This is a genomic window from Ruegeria sp. YTSB088, from assembly GCF_059609825.1.
The window spans coordinates 104,271-123,375 of the sequence record NZ_JBXWMM010000011.1 but is presented as its reverse complement, the minus strand read 5'-3'; the positions used below and the strand labels follow the sequence as shown (position 1 = coordinate 123,375).

Below are 19,105 nucleotides of genomic sequence, written 5' to 3'. Positions count from 1 at the left end.
ATGATGAATCCCGTTTGGCGGGGAAACTGTCATAGTCAATGTCTATTTCATCGACGAGGATTGATGCGGCCATACGGTCTATTGCAGGGTCGCTCGTTGTGGCTCCGATCAGAACTGATGCAATCGGGCTGGGAAGCGCTGTCGCAGGAGAGGCGCTGGCATTGCTGGCGGCAGACAGGTTTCTGGATGACGATCGGGTGCGATACGCTGCGTCACGTCGCCTTTCGACCATCTGGGCTCGCGACCGAGAACTGCGCGGAGCCCCTGTTTCACTGTTCGATGGCCGAGCCGGTCTTGGGTTGCTCGCCTGTCATACCTTGGACGCCAATCCGAACGATCCTGAAGCGCAACTGGCGCTCGACCGTGCCCTGCGTTCGGTTTCGCAACGCCTTCTCGAAGCTCCGTGGATGGGACATTTCGATCACGTTTCGGGGCTTGCAGGCATATCCGTATTTCTTTGCGAACCGAAATCCCAAACGGCCCGTCTTGGGGGAAAGACGCTGTGTTTGCGTTTGGCAAAGGAGCTTTGGAGGCACTCGGCCCGAACAGAGCGGGGATTGGCGTGGACAGAACCCTTTTCCTCTCCGGAAGACGAGGCCGGTTCCCAGAAGACAAAGCGTTACCTTGTCAATATGGGATTGGCTCACGGTTCACCTGGTGCCGTTCTGGCTCTGGCCCGTTTGGGTCGGCGGCACGCGTTCACGCCACGACACATCGAAGACCTCAAAGACGCGGTCCTGTTTCTTCTTTCGCATCGGGGCGCGTTTTCGGACAGCGGTCTGTCATCCTGTTTCCCCTGCATGTCAGCGCTCAGCCACGCGTGGGAAGTACCGTCACGTTTTGCGTGGTGTTACGGCGATCTTGGGATCATCTATACCGCACTCGCGGCGGCGGCGCTGGTTGGGATGGAAGACGAAATACGCGACATCACATCGCGGGTTCTGACATCCTGCATTGCCAGGCCTCTCAGCGAGACGGGCATCAATGACGGAGCGCTATGTCATGGCGATGCCGGAATTGTGGTGATGGCCCTCGCTATTCGGTCTCTCAATCCCGAAGCAGACGTCGATTCCCTGATCGAAAAGCACGCCGAACGGCTTCTGAACCTCGTGGAACGCGAATTGAGCCCGGACGGGCTTCCCGCGATCGGCGCAGGCTGGAAGACGTTTCAATCGACGGACCTTCTGACCGGCTCGAGTGGCGTTTTGTTGGCACTGCTTGCCTTAAGCGACGCAGGTTATCTCAGCTACCTGAAGTTCATGGGGCTGGATGTCGAGGAGCCTAACCATTGTCATTCTCAACCGAAACTGCCCAGCTCTCGTCCCTTTCTCGGAATTCGTGTTTGTTTGCGTTCACCGCAGCATGATCTTAGCGGAGTAACTAAAAGCACCGGAAAAAAGGATCTGGAAAAGCGTGCTTCAGAGTTACTTCACGATCAGGCCTTTGCCTTGTCGTTATTCATTGCGCGACCCGGTTTCTTCTCGATGGTCATGCGCGAATTCGAAAAAGACGAACGCCTCTCACCTGCAGTTCTCGGCACCTTGTTTCGGTTTATTTACAGAATGTGTTTTCGCCCAACGCCGTTCGGTGCATTCGCAGCAGTGGGCGCGGCAATACCTGTTGCAGGCAAGGACATCGTCACCGTGGCAGACCACCATCTGGACATAGATCTGGACTGTGGATTTTTGGCACATATTGCCGCCGGAACCGCCGAGACGCAAAGCACGAGGGTGCGATGCAATCCATCGGCCTGGTGGGAACAGGACGTTCTGCACTGGATAACCAACGGTGATCTCGACGGGCCCTGGAACCACGAACAGATCATTGCAGCGGCGGATTCCGATCTGGCAGAGTTCATCTTTGACGTCGATTCTGTCACGGTTTCCGATCTGGAAACGGCCCTCAAGGATCGCCCTTTCAAATCTGCTGTGACGATCTCGGATCTCTGTCGGTCCGAGGCTCTGATACCACAGAGAGATCCAATACTTCTGGGACATAACGCAACCGCCAGAACGCTGAAGCGGCTGGAAAGGGATATGACCGCCCCACAAAAGAGAGGCTTGGCGGAGATCGGGACTGCTCTTGATGCCGCACGTGAAAACACTTCAATGATCGCGTTAAAGCAACTGGGGCGAACAGCGGGCTCTCTTGCGCCGGGTTGGACGGGTGATTTTCTTCATGTCGATGCGCATTGCGTCGGCACGTTGGAAACACCACTGCGCGCGGAGCAAGCGCTGGCCAGCGCATGGAACATATTGGAAAATATTGGCTTTCGCGTGCCGAAGCCGAACCGTTTTCTGGAATTTGAACGGCGGTTCCTCGACCGGTACGGCGACCGCGCTGTATTGCTCGGCCAGGCCGTGGACGCCGAAAGCGGGCTTGCATATCTCGGCATGCCGCTGCGATTGGATTTCGTTACAGGTACGGGATCGTCAAGTGATGCCCCCAGGCACAAACATCAGGATTTTCCGCTGGAAACCGATTGGGAGGCGCGCGAATGGGGGCTTTCCGCGCAGGATATCGAGATCCTGCATGCCCACAACACAGGTCAGGCCCCTCTCGCCATCCAGGATGGCGTTCTTTTGGGCAAGGTAGGGCGCAGTTCCGGGCACAAGCCAGTCTGGACAGCTTATCCCGAGGGAATTTTTCCGGGCGGGCCAAAGGCGATTTTCGGCCGTTTCTCAAGACGAAATCAGTTGATCGCAGACGCGTTGATGCAACACAGCCCCACGCGTGAAAAGGATTCGACAATTGTCGAAGCAGACATCCTGTGTGCCACCGACCCCCGGTCATCCAACATCCTGCGACGCGCCAGCCTTTCCCGGTATGTAATCGAAATTCTGGGCGACAGCGGTTTGCCGCCGGAAAGGAGGATACCGCTTCACGATCTGTGGATCCGTCACGATGGCAGTCGGTTCCGACTGTTCTGGGGCAGCCAAAGCGTCGAGGTCAGTCCACAGCTGCATGCTGCCCACCAAAGCCCTCCCGGGGCTCCGGCGGTCTATCTTCTGCTCATCGACATCGCGATGCACATGAGGCAACCGACGGTGATCTGGTCATGGCAATCGCAAAGCAATCGAAACCGGTTGCCCAGGGTCTCAGCTGGAAATGTGATCCTTGCTCCGGAGCGGTGGCGGCTTTGTGTTCCGACAGAGGTGATCAGATCGGGCAAAGAGGAAAGCTGGCTGGAAACAACGCGGCAAAAACTGGAGCTGCCGCGATACATAGTCCCCACAGATGAGGCCAGTGACATGGCCACGCCATGGGATCTGGACAACCCCTTTTCCACTGCGAACCTGATCAAGACGTTGAAAAAAAGGCCGCTTTCGATCTGCGAGTACCTTCCAACGCCAGAGGATTGGTGGATCGACTCACCGCATGGTCGATTGGCCTCTGAACTGGTTTTTGCCCCTGCAAAGCCAGTTGATACACCCTATGTCGAATACGATGCCAACCCGGCCGCATGGCAACCGCTGGGGCACGGCGCTGACGAGGCCGGATCATGGTTGTATCTGCGGCTTTTCGGGGATGCCATGAAGCTGGAACAGTTCCTGAAACTGCAATCTAACAGGTTGGCGCTGTGGCAGAAACGCAACCTTATCGAGAATTGGTTCTTCGTTAGATACGCAGACCCAGAGCTTGAACTGCGCCTCCGCCTCAAGTTCCCAAGCGACCATGACAGAGTTCTGAGGAACCGGGTGCTTGTTCACTTGCAGAAAACAGCCGGAAGATTGGTAGACAGGTTTCTTGTTGATGAGTACCTGCCTGAAATGGCGCGATACGGCGGAGAACTGGGGCTCGGCGCCTGCGAGAGAATATTCGGCGCCGACTCGATCGCTGCGCTTCACGTGCTCAACGATCCAGAGATCAGTCGATCCCGGCGATGGATGGCATCAGTCGCTAGTATCGATGCCCTGTTTGAAGATCTCGAACTCCCAACAGGGGTTCGGCTGGCGATCTCAGAGCGGTGCTCGGAAAACTACGGCGGCGGCCCGGCGTCGTGCCGAACGGCACGTCGGGCCACGGGTAAGGAATGGAAGAGTGCCTGCGTTGTGCTGAATGAACTGGGTGTGGGAAAGGGCATTCATTCGCGACCATCTCGCTGGAATGCACGTGCAGCCAGGTTTCATCCGGATCTCAGATGCCTCCAACGAGAAGAACAGGATGGCCGGCTGGGAAGCAGTTTGGCCGACATTCTGGGAAGCCTCGCTCATATGTCCGTCAACCGGATCCTCCACTGGGGAACTGCCGCAGAAGAGGCGGTTATCCACGAAGCGCTTTGTCGACATTATCGAACCAAATTGAACCACGGCTGGATATCGTCCTAGGCGGCATGCTCATGGCAGCAGAATGGAACCTGAACCGTCCTTCCGAAGCATGCGCTGCCTACAAATACCACCTGCCCCCGAATGAAGCACCCGGCGCACGGGTCAAGGAAACGTGGATCACTGCGCTTTTGACTGGCAGCGGGACACCTCGGAACCTGGATCACACCTTCACAGCACGCGGCGTTTTGGGACCTGTCGGCTTACCGCATAACCTGCGAGCGCCGAAAGCGATTTTGCCACGCCGCCCTGTGGCAAGAAGCTTAGTGCCTCTATTGCCTGATCGCGGTATTTTTCAGGTAATTGCTGCCTCTTGATATGGCGCGTGGTCTGGGAAATCTCTGCCAAAAACCGCGCGGGGTCGCGGTGACTGATGAAAGCACGGGCTGCCGCGCCCCCTTTTTGCCCCTGGGCCGCCTTGAGAAAGGGCACGCTGAATAGGCCGCTGGAAAGGTCTGACGCAAATGGTGTGCTGCCCGAAGGGCGGTTCAGGGCAAGTTCATCCTCGGTCAACAGGTAAGCCAGACCAAGGTTCCCGCTATAGTCGCGGAGGGCGTTCAAAAGATCGTTTTTTTCTGCAAGCATCGCGCCGAGTTCGCAGGGCAGCCTGAAGAATGCAGCCATACACTGCCGCATTTGCGCGATGCGCACTTCGACCGTCAGATCCGGTTGCCATGCGGTACGAAGCTCGGACACTCGGCCTTCACACGCCGAGGCCATGGCACTCAGTATTGCTGGAACCAGATCCGGGCAGTCCCGTGCGCCGACTTCGTGTGCTTTCGCCAACAAGTAGTCGCCTGTGAGTATCCCAAGCTTGTCGCCCCAGTTGGCTGTGGCGTCGGCTGTTACAGCGGCAGCCTCGATTCCTCGTATGCCGCTTTGGGCAAGAAATCCAAGATACGCAAGCTCCAGTGCCGTGGCCGCGGCCCGACGTCTTTTTGCCTCAACATCACCCAGATAGGACGTCAGCAAAAGCAACAGCGAAGGTCGGAACGCAACCATGTCAGCCCGCTTGCCCGCGAAGGACATGCGCGTCAGAAACGGCCAATCGGTGCGCACGATGCGATTGAGGCGCGCACCGACATCACGCAGGTCGTCACCCAGCGGCATCTCAGGCACACGCACAAGTGGCGATACGTCGTCCAACATGGCGCTTTCCACATCATTGCCTGTGCCTTCAGGTACCAAGACGGCACGGCGCAGCATGTTGTGGACCGGCTTTTCGCTTTCGAACGTATCGTCCAGCACGCGCCAAATGAATTCGTATCGGCGGCTTGCGCGGTTCCCGAGCGTGAAGTACCCGGCAAAGCGATCACCCAGCAGAAGCGCATAATCATCCGCCGCCACCCAGGGGCCTGCCCCTGTGCGGAGGCACCGATCAGTGGTTTGAGCCGCAAGCGCACCGGATTCCAGCGCAAAGCTGATTCCTTCGCCTGTAAACGGGCTGATAAGACCTGCGGCGTCACCAACCAGCAACAGACCCGAATTGGCGGCACGTTCTGGTGCGAAATCGAACCTCAGCGGTGCCCCCAAGGTCGTGCCGGACAACTGAATGCCCGAGTACTCTGGATAATCCTTTCGGAGCACGTCCAGAAATTGATCGAAAAGTGTCCTGACATTGGTGTCAAACGCCCGACAGAACAGTCCGACACCGACATTTGCAGTTCCCTTCCCCGTTGGGAACGCCCAGCCATAGGACGGCAACAGGTACCGGTCCGTAACATCAGTCAACGGCAGCATTATTTCGAGCAGTGGCGGAGTGTCACCGCAGCCGTCGACATAGCCGCGAAGTGCCGTGCCATAGCCCTGTTCGGGTGTTTCCCGCAATCCCGCAGCTTTCGCCAATCGAGACGCGGCCCCGTCTGCGGCGATGACGATGTACCCGGTCAGAACCGCTGTCGTGCCATCCTGCATGCGCGCGCTGACGCCTGTGACAGTCCCGCTTTCATCCGTTACCAGATCGTCGGCGCGGCATTTCGGCATGAAAGCCACACCTTCCGCCCGGGCCTGACGCAAAAGACAGTCATCCAGTATCAAACGAGGCACAACCAGCCCGTAGTCGTCTTCGCCCTCGTATCGAAAATCCCGGTGGCCTCTGTTGCGCATATGGACGCGCACACCTTCGACCTCCTGTTGATCGGTAAGCGCGGACAGAATGCCGAGGCGTTTCAACTGAGAGATGCCGGACCGGGTGATGCCGTCTCCACAGCTTTTGTCCCGAGGGAAATCCTCACGGTCGATCAGAATGACCTTTCGACCTCTTCGCGCCAGTTCGATGGCGGCGGCGCTGCCGCCGGGCCCCGCACCGACAATGATGGCGTCCCATGTCTCGGCCGCGGCCTCCGAAGGTGTCGCAAGCGGCAGATCGTCCGCAAGAGGGCCGTGACCGTCCATGTCAGGCCCTCCTTTCGACAGAGAGCCGGGCGAGGTTTGCCAGCGAGTCGCGCAGCACATGATCTTCAAGCCCCGAGATGACCTGTACGGCTGCCTCGGATTTGTCCCGCGCCAGCTTTTCGGTAGCTTCGACCGCGCCCGAATTGCGAATGATCTCGACAGCACGCGAAATGTCCGCATCTTGCATGTCGGCCAGCCTCAACCTGGCCCGCAATTCATCGGCGGCCTGACCGTTCTGGCCCAGGCACAGGAGCACCGGCATCGTATAGGCACCTTCGCGCAGATCAGAGGTGGACCCTTTCCCAAGCTCCGCGCTGCTTGCAATGTAGTCCAGAACATCGTCACGAAGCTGAAACGCAAGGCCGAGGCACTTTGAATACGTGATCAGTGAATCTCGATCCTGATCACTTACGTCAGCCAGCATCGCCCCCAGCGATGCTGCGAGGACAAACAGTTCGGCCGTCTTGCCCTCAAGCATTTCAAGATGCTCTTCAATGGTCCAATCCGCGTTGTAGGCGTTTTCTGCTTCGCGCAACTGCCCAAGACACAGCGCGGCACAGTGTTTACCGGCCAGCTCAGAGGCTTTGGAGCTGACGGAATCCAACAAGGTGATTGCACGGGCCAGAATAAACGTTCCGGCGAAGCTGGCGATGGGCGAAGACCAGCGACGATTCACGCTTTCCGCTCCACGCCGAAGTTCGGCCCGGTCCATGACGTCGTCATGATAGAGCGACGCCACATGGATCATTTCAACGGCCGCCGCCGCCTGAACTGCGCGTTTGCGTCCTTCTTTGTCGGTGAGGCTTCGCGCTGTAAGCAGCAGAAGAATTGGTCGCAACCGTTTTCCGCCGGCCCCGATAAGCCAGTGTGCAATCTCTTCGAACCCCAGCTGGTCCGAGGCGACGGCATCCAACATTGATGCTTCAACTTGGGGTATCGTGGCCCGGACCTGTTCGTCTTGCAACCAGTCAGACATCCGCAATCTTGCGGAACTGCGCCAGCGTCTTCTGCAAACGCTTCGACCTGAGCGCCGCTTCGGAGTTCCTGATGAAACTGTCGTAGCCCTCGTGCAATGCTGCGGACTCGGCGCGAACAACAATCTCACCACGGTGGAAGGCGTCCATTACGGTCATCCGGCCTTCGGAAATAGCTACAAGAGCTTCCGGTGAGATCGCGCCGACGCCCCGGCCCTTCCCTTTGCGCTTTTGGTTCGGGTTGATATGAACTTCGCCGCTCATGACCGAGACCTCGACCGACCCCATACCAAAAACACCGACCGTTGCACTGGCCCCCTCGTACTGCTTGACCAGTTCAGCATATTCCTTCTTGGCGTCCGCCTTGAAACCCGCCAAAGCATCTTCGGCCAGTTTTTCAACTGCCTTTGCACCCTCTTCCGGCTGCATCCGCTGTTCATAGTCTGCCACGTTCGTATCCTCCGTTCCAAATTTTCCAAATCAGACCGAGCCGACAGCTGCTCGAGCGTCCACACGCCCGGCACCTTGCTGCGTGGTCGGCGCGCCAATGTCGACGGCGGTAGCCATGAGTACTGCCTTGATGTCAGCTGGCAGCAGTGTCGGGTTTTGTTGCAGCATCAGTGCCGCGACCCCGGCGATATGAGGACACGCCATGGAGGTGCCGCTGGCTTCTAGATGAAGCGGATCGATTACAGTCGCGCCGCCATTCATGTCATTGCCGGTCGCCGATCGCGACGCAACGATATCCACGCCAGGGGCGGTGACATCCGGTTTGTCGCGCCCATCCGGCGTTGGTCCGGGACTGGAGAAGACGGCCATGTTGTCACTGTCATCGCTTGCGCCGACGGTAATCACGGTCCGCGCAATACCCGGACAGCGAATGCGCGTGTCATAGGTGCCGCAACTGTCATTGCCCTCGTTGCCTGCGGCCACCACGAAGGTCACGCCGGCTGTCGAAGCCGCGTCCGCGGCGACACATAAAACGCATGTCCCGTCTGGATCGACCCAATTCCCGTTTCTATGGGTGAAGCCCCAGGAGTTTGAAAGTACATCCATTCCGTCCGCGACGGCCTGCTGGATTGCCGACACGCAGTTGGGGGCGTTCCCACTGCCGAATTGGTTCAAAAGCTTGTAATCGTGAATGACCGCCCCTGTAGCGACGCCCCGGAAGGTCGCGCCATTGCTGGCAACAACGCCCGCGCAATGGGTCCCGTGCCCGTTCAGGTCGCCCAACCCCTCGCCGGTAAAATCCTGTTGTGTGCCGAAGTTCGCAGCAAGCTCAGGGTGTGTCTGGTCCACGCCGGTGTCCAGAACTGCGACGTCCACTTCGGCACCGGTGATCCCGCTGGCTTCAACGGCATCGGCATTGATAAGCGGACGGCTGTTATCCAGATCAATCAGGATTTGATTCTTGCAATGAGCCACCTTCAGAACATCGGCGCGCCCGGCAATGTCAGTCAGGCGCTGGTCATCGGCCCAGACCACCAGGCTGTGGTTCAGCCAAAAGGTCTGCTCGACCTCGATTTCACGCTCGCCAAAGCTCTTGGCAATCTGTCCCACCACGTCTTCGCCATGGCGGCGGTGTTGCATGATCAAACGACGACGCTGACGCCTGTCGAACGCGCGTGGTGCGCGATCAGGTGATGTCCTGCCGCTGCGCAGCAAGACCAGCACACGATGCCGGGGAAGCTGGGCCGTTTCTGTATGGCCAAGCAAAGCGTTCAGGTGCGCTTCCTTTCTGTTGGCCAAGAGGTCGCGCAGAACAATGCTGTCCATTTTGGAGATGGACTCGCTGCCAAACTCAGCACGAAGCTTCTCGATTTCGCGACGTTCCGCTCTCTCGAAGCGATCAACGTGATCCTGGCTTAACTTGGACATTTTGTGCTCCTTTGGATCATGGTCTAATTGGGTTTTCAGGAATGGCCTGACGCTCGGTGGAATGGGTGATCATCACAACAGAGGTATCATTGGCGATTGTCGCAATGGCTCCGGGCGACAGCTCAACTGCGATACTGTCAACAAGCCAGAGTTCCCTGACCCCGGTGCCGCCCAGGTTTTCAAGCGTATCAACCAGAGACTGTGTGCGCCGGCGGAAGTAATCTTCGCGCGCCTTTGTTTCAGCACGCCGGAAAACAGGCGCATCGCGACCCGCTTCAGGAGCCAGACGCAAGATGACTTGTACCGCATCCTGATCATCACTGTCTGTTACGGCTTGCGCCAATTTGGATTGAAGCTGAGTGTCCAGCTTACCCCACGCCGCCTCGGACAATCCAAACGGACGGTTGCTGTTGGTTCCGGTCACGGTGTTATCCTCCTCGATCGCCGCCACGCTGAACATAGCCGGGGCGACGGCGCGGTCGAAACGCGGGTTCACGATGATGCCGGGCCCCGGTACAGGCTCTGCCGAAGGCGTGCTGCGGGGTTGTTCCGGCCGGAAGCACAGCTCGATCAACGCTCCTTCCTGCGCCCGCATGACGAGGGTCACTATCCCGCTCGCCTGAACCTCTATGACCTGTACACCCTGCTGCTGCGTTCCTGTCTGCGTCATCAGGACGTTGCCGTCCGCATCAAGTGCAATAATCGTTATCGGCTTTCCGCCACCAAAGCTCACCTTGAAGCGGGCCCAGTCAGCGACGACCGGCAGATGGGCAAAGACACCGGCGATGGAAAGCAACAGTTTGGGTGTGCCTTGCGGCTGAAAACCGCCAATGATCTGAAGAATGCCGCCCTTGGCTGGCAAGAACCGTACACCGCCGACATTCAAAACAGGATGGCGGGAAGGCACTTTCTGGCCGCGAAAATCAATGCAACGTTCACGCGGGGGAATTTCCGGATCGGGTTTAGGCTGGTCCGGGCAATGCGGTTGAATCGCGATGAACGCACAATCATCAATGTATCCAAGCACATCGTTGCGCGGATCATCTCCGCTGAATTCCAGAAATACCGTTACGGCTTCGGCTTCCGCCGTCACACGACCCCGCAATTGCCGCCAGGCACCGTCCAGGTCACCGGTCCACCATTCCACCCAGGGCGCTCGCGGATCGTCACCACCGCGCGGGTCCAACCCAAGAGCATAGCCGCCAGCTCTGCGGGCTTCTGTTGTGAACGAACATGAGAACTCATAGCCCCACCCCGGGTTTGTGCCCAGTGATTGCCAGATACCGACGCGAAGGCCGCGTTGCGCGATGACCCGTTGGGACCTGTCACCGGTCCGGACGATGCAACCTTCGCAGTCAAAGGCATCGGCAGGGATCGGGGCCAATATCGGAACGGGATTGCCCTTACCAGCGTGGAAGGCAGCCAAATCGGTCAGCCATGCATAAGGAGTCCAGAAACGGCCAACATTGCCCGCTGGCAGAGAACGGAACCCGTCTTCAAAGCCGGGGTTCAACAAATGCACGACGCGGACGGTCAGCTCGTCCTGACCAAAGTCGCCGTCGTCATCCATGACCGTACAGATGGCCCGGAAATCACCACACCTGTTATAGACATGCGTGGCGGTCGCTGTGCCTTCGGCCGCTGGCGGTTCGTTCGTTTCCTCGATCAAGGCCGTGCGGGGTTCACTGCAATCGCCGAAATCCCACTTGGCTGTATGCGTGTCGCACCAGCCAGGATCCCGGAAATCAGCGACAAGCGTGATCGGTGTGCAGACATATGCAAAGAGATCCGGGCCAGCTTCGACCTCGGGCGGAACATTGGTGACGGTGACACGCAAGGTGTCAATGGCCTCGCCACCATTGACGTCGCGAATGCGCACCGTGACAGTGTATTCACCATTGTCGCACCAGGCATGGGTCACGGTCGAGGTACCTGTCGCCTCGGGAGGTGTGTTTGTTTCAGAAATCACACCAGGTTTGGGCGCGTGGTGATCACCGAAATACCACATGGATTCGTGCGTGTCGGGGTATTCGACATCTCTGAACCGTGCAATCAGCGCGACCTCTTCGCCTTCTTGCACCGTCAGATCAGGTCCGGCATCCACTGTCGGCGGCACGTTTTCGACGGTAACAAGCGAGAAACTGCGACTGCGCGCGCCGCCCGGTTGGTTGATCGTCAGCGCGTGTTTCGCGGTGTAGACACCACTTGCCGCATAGACATGCTGGATCGAAGGCAAAACTGCGGCCGGAGTTCCGTCACCCGGCAACCATTCGTAGCCTGCGTCAGGGTGTTCATTCACAGCCGAGAGCGACATGGAGGACGCCGCAGCACCCGACCGTGCCCCACCCGAATCCGCCGGGACGACATCCGTGGCCTCACAACTGCTTATAACAGTGAAATCTCCGGCGATTTCAAGGCCGTCCGTATCAATGACGATCGGGTCCGAAAAAACCGCCTCGACCCTTCCGATCCTGGCAAGGTTTTCCGGCCAGCCGGTGATGCCCGTAACCGTATTCGTAACTTCATCAGACAGGATTTCGCTGCCCATGCTTTCGGCAATACCGCGAACGACAAGTGCCACGATCACAACAACCAGTGCGCCCAGAATTCCGAAAGCTCCGAACGACAAAATCGCGGCGATTGCCGTCAGCACCCAAAGCAGCACGGACTCTTCGGGATCGACATCGCTGTCGATTTCAAAGTGATCCATTTGCTGCCCGCCGTCTGGGCCCAGCGAACCGTTCGGCTGCCAGCGCAAACCGACGTCGTTGAAAAAGTCGGCGTCCACATCAATGCTGCCCAGGATAGCGTCTACAACAGTCACTTTGCCCGATATTCTGATCGCCCCCGCCCTGAGGCTCACGTCCAGATCAGTCAGCCGGACTTCGCGCCCGTCAGGCGTAAACGTCTTCGGAAGGTCATCATCCGACAACTCGGCTTCAATGCGAGCAGCTTCAATCGACGCTTCGACCTGGGCCGCGCTGATGGCAATTGCAAAATCCCTGTCAGCCGGAATGAAATTGGCAAGCCCGCCTACGTCACCGCCACCATCATCGTTCAAGGCGATGGCCAGAAACTCGTTTGTCACTCCGACGGTGATGCTGTCGACCTGAAACTCTTCGTCCGTTGCCTCCGGGCCCCAGATGTAAACGAAGTCGCGTGCTTCCAGATCCCGGTGAAAGAAGTCGCCGATGAATTCTTCGATTTCGTCTACGGTCGGGGCAGCAATGGAAACCTCGCCTAGGCCACTGGCCAGTTCCTGTCCGCGCGACACCAGTTCGCTGGAAATCTGGGCGTCGAGGTCAATCGCGACCAACGGGATTGCCGCAAGCTGATCGCGGTTATCGATATAGTTGTCACCCTCTGGCCCATACTCCGGACCGGCCGGATTGATCGCGTCCACGGTGACGATGGCCGCATTCAAATCTGTGCGGAACTCTGAACCAACCCGGCTGAAAGGTGCCGTGATGTTGATCCGCGTTTCGACCCCCATTGGATCCTGCGGATTGAAAAAGAGCTGTACCGCCGGGCCGACAACAATGTTGAACATCCGCAGATAGACCGGCAGCGAAATTGTTATGTCACCGCCGGACACGGTGGTTTCAATATCGTGCGCCGCGACCGAGTCGTCGTTGAATATTTCGGCATGGACATCCGTCGTCAACGCTCCCAAGGCGAATGGCAGCGCGGTCTCATCGATAACATGGGGGATGGATGGGAAGGCCGGGTCAATCGGCCCACCCGGACCACCGTTCTCATAGGCTTTGTCCACGAATTCGGTTGCATACAAATCGATGTTGGCGGCAATAGGGTCGCCGCTGGTCAGAGTGGCTGACACCTGATTGCGGGGCAGACCGTCCAACAGCCATCCCACATCCTGTCGCCCGGGAATCAGACCAATTGGCGCAGCCGCAGCAAGATCAGCCGTCATCGCCAGCATTTGCGCGGAAGGAACCGGCGGGTTTTCAACCTCGATCTCGATCAAAACACCAAGTTGGATTTCGGCTCCGGTGATGTCCGGACGCAGGCTTGCGTCCAACTGGTCTTCGGGAATCTGAACAGACCCGTCAGCTACGACGAAACCACCAAAGGTTTCACCCGCGGGAACATCCATGAATTCGGGAATGCGGCCTTCATCGCCGGGGTCATCGTCGCATTCTGCAGACTTCCACGCCCCCCGTATGACCTTTCGCAGGACCTCTTCCGAGGCTTCAACGACGACTTCATATCCTCTTGTATTTGCCATCCTGACGTCCTCGGTCTATCGGCGCGACGGAATCGCGCCCGGGTGTCTTCAAGCAGTGCCGGTGACAACGGCGCGGGGCGTGATATTGACAAGCCTGCGTTTTCCGGATCGCACGGCATGATAGAGCGACGCGGGCGCGAAGCGCGGTACCGTTGCATCAAGTTGCCTGTAGGCAAGCAATGGAGAGATGATTTTGTGAGCCTTGTTCAATGTTTCCAGCGGGTCGGGAATTTTCGCGGATCCGATCAGGCTTGGATCCAGCCCGGCGACTGTGTTGCCCTTGGCTTTCACTGAAAACTGACGGGCGATTTCCGATGCCTTGACCCTCGCAATCTTCACTTTGGAAGTGGAAGAACGCACTCTTCGTTTCGGCATGGACAAGGGGGACAGGTCAGGGCGTTTTGAATTATCCTCGCCCAGTTTCAACTCATCGAAAAGCACCGCTGCTAGGTCGTGTTCCTGCCCGGGGTCAAATTCATGCCCGGCCGCGACGAAAATTTTTTTGCGCAAGCTTTTGCGTTCAACGATCTGTTTCTTGGAAAACCGCGCCCTGTCCTCCAGCTCAAGCCGACCTGAAAGATCCAGATCGAACCCAAGTTCCTCAAGCGCCAACAGCGGGTTAATTAGCGCAGCGCGAGCAAGCTCTGGGGTAACATTCAAACGCGCAGCAATATCGTGCACTGCTGCCTGAACGTCCTGAAACGTAGCCATAGCAGCCTTCCAATTACGAAAAATCGTAACTCATGAACGATTGGTACTCATAAATGGATAATTTGGGAGTCTGCCGTCACGTTATATTTTTCCAGCGATTCCGTCAATGATCCGGAAGCGCCACAAGGCTGCACTGAACCGATATCGACAGCTGAAGAAAGGGTTCTGATCTGGTGCAAACACTGCTTCATTTGGCAAAATAACCAAAGAGGATTCTCTCGAAAATACCTCGGCTGGCTTGAGCTTTTAGGATTGAGTTTTCCAGACAGCGAATTGAATCTAGACACGATTCCACCAAACCCAAATGTGTATGCCATACCGGTTACAACTCTCTTGCTGCCCGAAAGAAGGAAGGTTTATCCGACACGACAGCGATGGCCGACAGGAAGATCTTCGGACATTTATCCCAGCAGGTTGCGGCGTGGCGCCAGCCCTGCCGGCGTCCGAACAAGAACCCGATGCGTACAGCGTTTGTCGCGGCGCTTGTCGTATCGGACGGGTTTATCGCGCGATGTTCAGCCAGGGATGCCGGCCTTTCTTCGGTCGATAACGGCACTGCGGAACCAGCCCGCGTCGTGGAGGCAGGCAGCGTGGTGGCCAATCTTGGTGTTCGACACAATGTACAAGCAGCCAACGGCTCAGCGTCCTCAATCCATCCACAACACCTCGCGTCCCTCTTCCCCCGGACCACATCACCTGCCATAATGGGAAAAACTCAAAAACAAGAGCAGCACATATGCCCGACGATCTGTTGACGCCAGAAGCGACCACAACTTATGACGCCTCCTCAATTGAGGTGCTCGAAGGTCTGGAACCGGTCCGCAAACGCCCCGGCATGTATATTGGCGGCACCGATGAACGTGCGCTGCATCATATGGTCGCCGAGATTCTCGACAACTCGATGGACGAGGCCGTCGCGGGCCATGCCAACCGGATCGAGGTTGAGCTGCATGCTGACTATGCCCTGACCGTTCGCGACAACGGGCGTGGCATTCCGATTGACCCGCACCCCAAGTTTCCTGACAAATCGGCACTTGAGGTGATCCTGTGTACCCTGCACGCGGGCGGCAAGTTCTCGGGCAAGGCCTATCAGACCTCGGGCGGCCTGCACGGCGTGGGCGCGTCCGTAGTGAACGCTCTGTCAGATTCGATGGTCGTTCAGGTTGCCCGCGACAAGACGCTGTATGAACAACGTTTCTCGCGCGGCGTTCCCCTTGGTCCTGTCGAAAAGATCGGCGCGGCCCCAAACCGACGCGGGACCACGGTGACGTTTCATGCCGATCCCGACATCTTTGGCCATCACAAGTTCAAACCCGCCCGCCTGTTCAAATCCATCCGCTCCAAGGCCTACCTGTTCTCAGGCGTAGAAATCCGCTGGAAATCCGCCATCGATGACGGTGAAACCCCGACAGAGGCCAGTTTTCACTTTCCCGGCGGCCTGTCCGATTACCTCAAGGAGACGATGAACGGCTCCTCCACCTATGCTGACCAACCCTTTGCGGGCACCGTGGATTTTCAGGAAAAGTTCAACACCCCCGGCAAGGTCGAATGGGCGATCAACTGGACGCCCTCGCGCGACGGGTTCATCCAGTCCTATTGTAACACCGTCCCCACCCCCGAAGGTGGCACCCATGTGGCCGGGTTCTGGGCTGCTGTTCTCAAGGGCATCAAGGCGTACGGAGAGTTGATCAACAACAAAAAGGCCGCGCAAATCACCCGCGAGGACCTGATCACCGGCGGCTGCGCGCTGGTCTCGTGCTTTATCTCGGAACCGGAATTCGTCGGCCAAACCAAGGACCGCCTCGCCACGGTCGAGGCGCAGCGATTGGTGGAAAACTCGGTCCGCGACCATTTCGACAACTGGCTGGCCGCGGACAATAAATCTGCAGGCGCGATTCTGGACTTCCTTATCCTGAGGTCCGAGGAACGCCTGCGCAGACGGGCCGAGAAGGAAACACAACGCAAGTCCGCCACTAAGAAACTTCGTCTCCCCGGCAAGCTGGTGGACTGTTCTAGTTCAACACGGGACGGCACGGAATTATTCATCGTCGAGGGCGATTCTGCGGGCGGCTCTGCCAAAATGGGCCGGAATCGCAAAACGCAGGCCCTGCTGCCCCTGCGCGGCAAGATCCTGAACGTGCTGGGCGCGGCCAGTTCGAAACTGGGCACCAATGCCGAGATCAACGACCTGACGCAGGCGCTGGGTGTGGGGCTTGGCACCAAGTTCAACGTCGATGACCTGCGCTATGACAAGATCATCATCATGACCGACGCGGATGTGGACGGGGCGCATATCGCGGCGCTGCTGATGACGTTCTTCTTCACCCAGATGCGCCCGATGATCGACGCGGGCCACCTGTACCTGGCCTGCCCGCCTTTGTACCGCCTGACCCAAGGCGCCAAACGCGTTTACTGTCTGGACGAGGCAGAGCGGGATGAGTGGCTTGAGAAAGGTCTGGGCGGCAAGGGCAAGATCGACGTGTCCCGCTTCAAGGGTCTGGGCGAGATGGACGCCAAGGACCTGAAAGAGACCACGATGGACCCCGCGTCCCGGAAATTGATCCGGGTCACCATCGATGAGGACGAACCCGGCGAAACCGGCGATCTGGTCGAGCGCCTGATGGGCAAAAAGCCCGAACTGCGGTTCCAGTATATTCAGGAGAACGCGCGGTTTGTGGAGGAGTTGGATGTTTAGAGGATTTAATTTATGAGAAAAATGGAAGATTCTTTAGCCGAGTTTATTTCTAAATATGAAGCAACGGATCCACTTCTACCTCTCACCCATATCACCAATATGTATGGCATGAGGAGTATTATAGGTGGCATGACATTGGATCCACAGGATTGCGAAGTATTCTCAGAAAACATTCTCTATTTGTTTTATGGCCGCCCAGCATACAGAGCTTCAAAATATAACGCAACAAATCTCAGGTGGAACGTGCCAATTGCATTTATCCTTAAGCCAGAAAAGGTACGGAGTATTTCAAGAATCTTTCCTTTTGACAGTGGCGCATTCAAAAAGGGTTTCTTCGAAGAGTATTTTTCACCAGAATCCGATGTACGCGACTTCGACCTAGGGTCTAACTTAAATGCAGCGGCAAAATTTGTGTCAGCTTTATACCAAGACAACCCTTCTTATTATCGTGGAAGCTCTCCTGTCGAACTTGAAATTGCGAACTGGGATTTCGAACTACAAGGGCTGCAGTACCTTTCGAAAATGCCGGGCGAACAAGGTTGGCGCCAAAGTGGGCCAGATGAGCGTGCCAGCGCGATTGAAATTCAAGTTAATAAACCAATAACAATCAGGGACAGCGTTTTAGCGTTAATAGTCCCAGAATCCCTTCTTGGTGATAGTACTTTTTTAGCCGCCACTAGAAGGTGGGGGTTAACTGATGAACAAATACTAGACTACCTGGATGTAAATGGTCATGCACCTGATTCTTGGACCGGTAGATTTTATGAAAAAGTTCACGAGCTGTATAAGAATAATAGCTATCTATGATTCTTGGGTGCCATAATGTCAGATGTTTATTATCGTGTAGTCGGCGTTTTCACAAACTTTATACGGCCACCATATTTTGTTGAACCTATCTTCAGAAGGAGCAACCTCCATTCTTGGGAAGAAGACAGGCTTTTTGTAGCCAACATCTCCGAAAGCAGCGTCATTTCTAAATTTATTCCGCTGCCTGCCCATTTAGTTTCACTGGTCGTGAAGTTCACAAACTATCACCGCTTATCGAAGAAAGGGGATATTTGCCCTACAATCATTATGTTAGATTCACAAGAAATCATCGCCGATAAATCTTTTTTTAATGCTTGTCTTCGAGCAGTAAAGGTCTTTGACAAACGTCAAAATCAAAAAACGAATGATTTCTTCTATTTGAGTCTTTCACAAACTGTCAACGACACCGATTTAGAGCAATTCTTTGCTGAAAGAGCATTCGAGTCAATTGTGTACATTCGGCCCAATTTTGCACGAAGTTGGTTGACCAACCGAGTGCTATCGGCGGGTATCAAAGAAAAAATTGCTCAAAAGTTCTCCCGTGGACCTTTCCTGCCTAGCTTTAACAATGAAAATGAAAGCGGTTTTACGATCGTGCGAATCGGCGTCTCTGAAGCTTGCAATTTTACTCATCAACTGCCTTTAATGTTCATTGAAGAGAGCCGCTACCTTGTTTTTGAGGAAGTTGCTGTTGAAAGGATTGGAAACAACCAGTTAACTGGATTAAACTATCTCATCACCCCTCCGTATAATGTAAATAGTCTACCAACAAACCTCAGCGGGGTATTCGGATACCATTGGTACAATCCTTCCGACTACGAGAAGCGTTCTTGGACCAATCTAACCGGGTTTACCTATGGTTCTATCGAGAATGTTACAGAGTTCTGCTTAAGCTATTTGGGGACGTACCCCGAACAAGAATAACCTAGCCTCCGGGAAAGCACCGTTTGGGCTTGCATCATGAGTGATGTCGAACCCTTTCCTTAGTTCATCAATTGCATGCCCATTCGTCCCTTTCAAGCGCGCTCAAAGCTCATCACCCTGTACAACGATGAGAAAATGCAAACCCCACACG

Annotated in this window: 10 protein-coding genes; 4 read left to right on the top strand and 6 right to left on the bottom strand. The window is 56.5% G+C overall.

The annotated features are described in order from the left end of the window. The first annotated feature begins 38 nt into the window (after window positions 1-38). A complete protein-coding gene (locus AC2FFA_RS17305; protein WP_496852538.1) occupies window positions 39-4,328 on the top strand; it encodes a thiopeptide-type bacteriocin biosynthesis protein in 4,290 nt (1,429 codons plus the stop codon). 168 nt (window positions 4,329-4,496) lie between these two features. Here the strand turns inward: AC2FFA_RS17305 and AC2FFA_RS17300 are convergent, their stop codons facing one another. Genes AC2FFA_RS17300 through AC2FFA_RS17275 form a run of 6 tightly spaced genes read right to left on the bottom strand, consistent with a single transcriptional unit; the run spans window position 4,497 to window position 14,528 of the window. Continuing rightward, a complete protein-coding gene (locus AC2FFA_RS17300; RefSeq protein ID WP_496852537.1) occupies window positions 4,497-6,719 on the bottom strand; it encodes a geranylgeranyl reductase family protein in 2,223 nt (740 codons plus the stop codon). Between the two features lies 1 nt (window position 6,720). Continuing rightward, window positions 6,721-7,695: a polyprenyl synthetase family protein gene (locus AC2FFA_RS17295; protein WP_496852536.1), complete on the bottom strand. Its 975-nt coding sequence runs from the start codon at window positions 7,693-7,695 to the stop codon at window positions 6,721-6,723. Beyond that, window positions 7,688-8,143 (bottom strand): hypothetical protein, encoded by a 456-nt coding sequence (locus AC2FFA_RS17290; RefSeq protein WP_299895805.1) that lies wholly within the window; start codon window positions 8,141-8,143, stop codon window positions 7,688-7,690. The genes AC2FFA_RS17295 and AC2FFA_RS17290 overlap by 8 nt, the downstream gene beginning before the upstream one ends. A 30-nt stretch (window positions 8,144-8,173) precedes the next feature. After that, the gene (locus tag AC2FFA_RS17285) at window positions 8,174-9,571 is read right to left on the bottom strand and encodes a S8 family serine peptidase (RefSeq protein WP_496852535.1); all 1,398 of its coding nucleotides are present in this window, start codon (window positions 9,569-9,571) and stop codon (window positions 8,174-8,176) included. Between the two features lie 16 nt (window positions 9,572-9,587). Further along, window positions 9,588-13,817: a PKD domain-containing protein gene (locus tag AC2FFA_RS17280; protein WP_496852534.1), complete on the bottom strand. Its 4,230-nt coding sequence runs from the start codon at window positions 13,815-13,817 to the stop codon at window positions 9,588-9,590. 48 nt (window positions 13,818-13,865) lie between these two features. Then, window positions 13,866-14,528 (bottom strand): hypothetical protein, encoded by a 663-nt coding sequence (locus tag AC2FFA_RS17275; RefSeq protein WP_496852533.1) that lies wholly within the window; start codon window positions 14,526-14,528, stop codon window positions 13,866-13,868. A gap of 736 nt (window positions 14,529-15,264) precedes the next feature. Between AC2FFA_RS17275 and parE the strand changes: the two genes are divergently transcribed. The 3 genes from parE to AC2FFA_RS17260 are packed head-to-tail and all read left to right on the top strand — an operon-like array spanning window position 15,265 to window position 18,954. After that, entirely contained in the window at window positions 15,265-17,223 is a 1,959-nt protein-coding gene (parE, locus tag AC2FFA_RS17270) for a DNA topoisomerase IV subunit B (RefSeq protein ID WP_299895794.1), read from the top strand. A 12-nt stretch (window positions 17,224-17,235) separates the two neighbouring features. Next, window positions 17,236-18,030 (top strand): hypothetical protein, encoded by a 795-nt coding sequence (locus AC2FFA_RS17265; RefSeq protein ID WP_496852532.1) that lies wholly within the window; start codon window positions 17,236-17,238, stop codon window positions 18,028-18,030. A 15-nt stretch (window positions 18,031-18,045) separates the two neighbouring features. Then, window positions 18,046-18,954 carry a hypothetical protein gene (locus tag AC2FFA_RS17260; protein ID WP_496852531.1) on the top strand — a complete coding sequence of 303 codons (909 nt, stop codon included), beginning with the start codon at window positions 18,046-18,048 and terminating at the stop codon, window positions 18,952-18,954. Window positions 18,955-19,105: the final 151 nt, after the last annotated feature.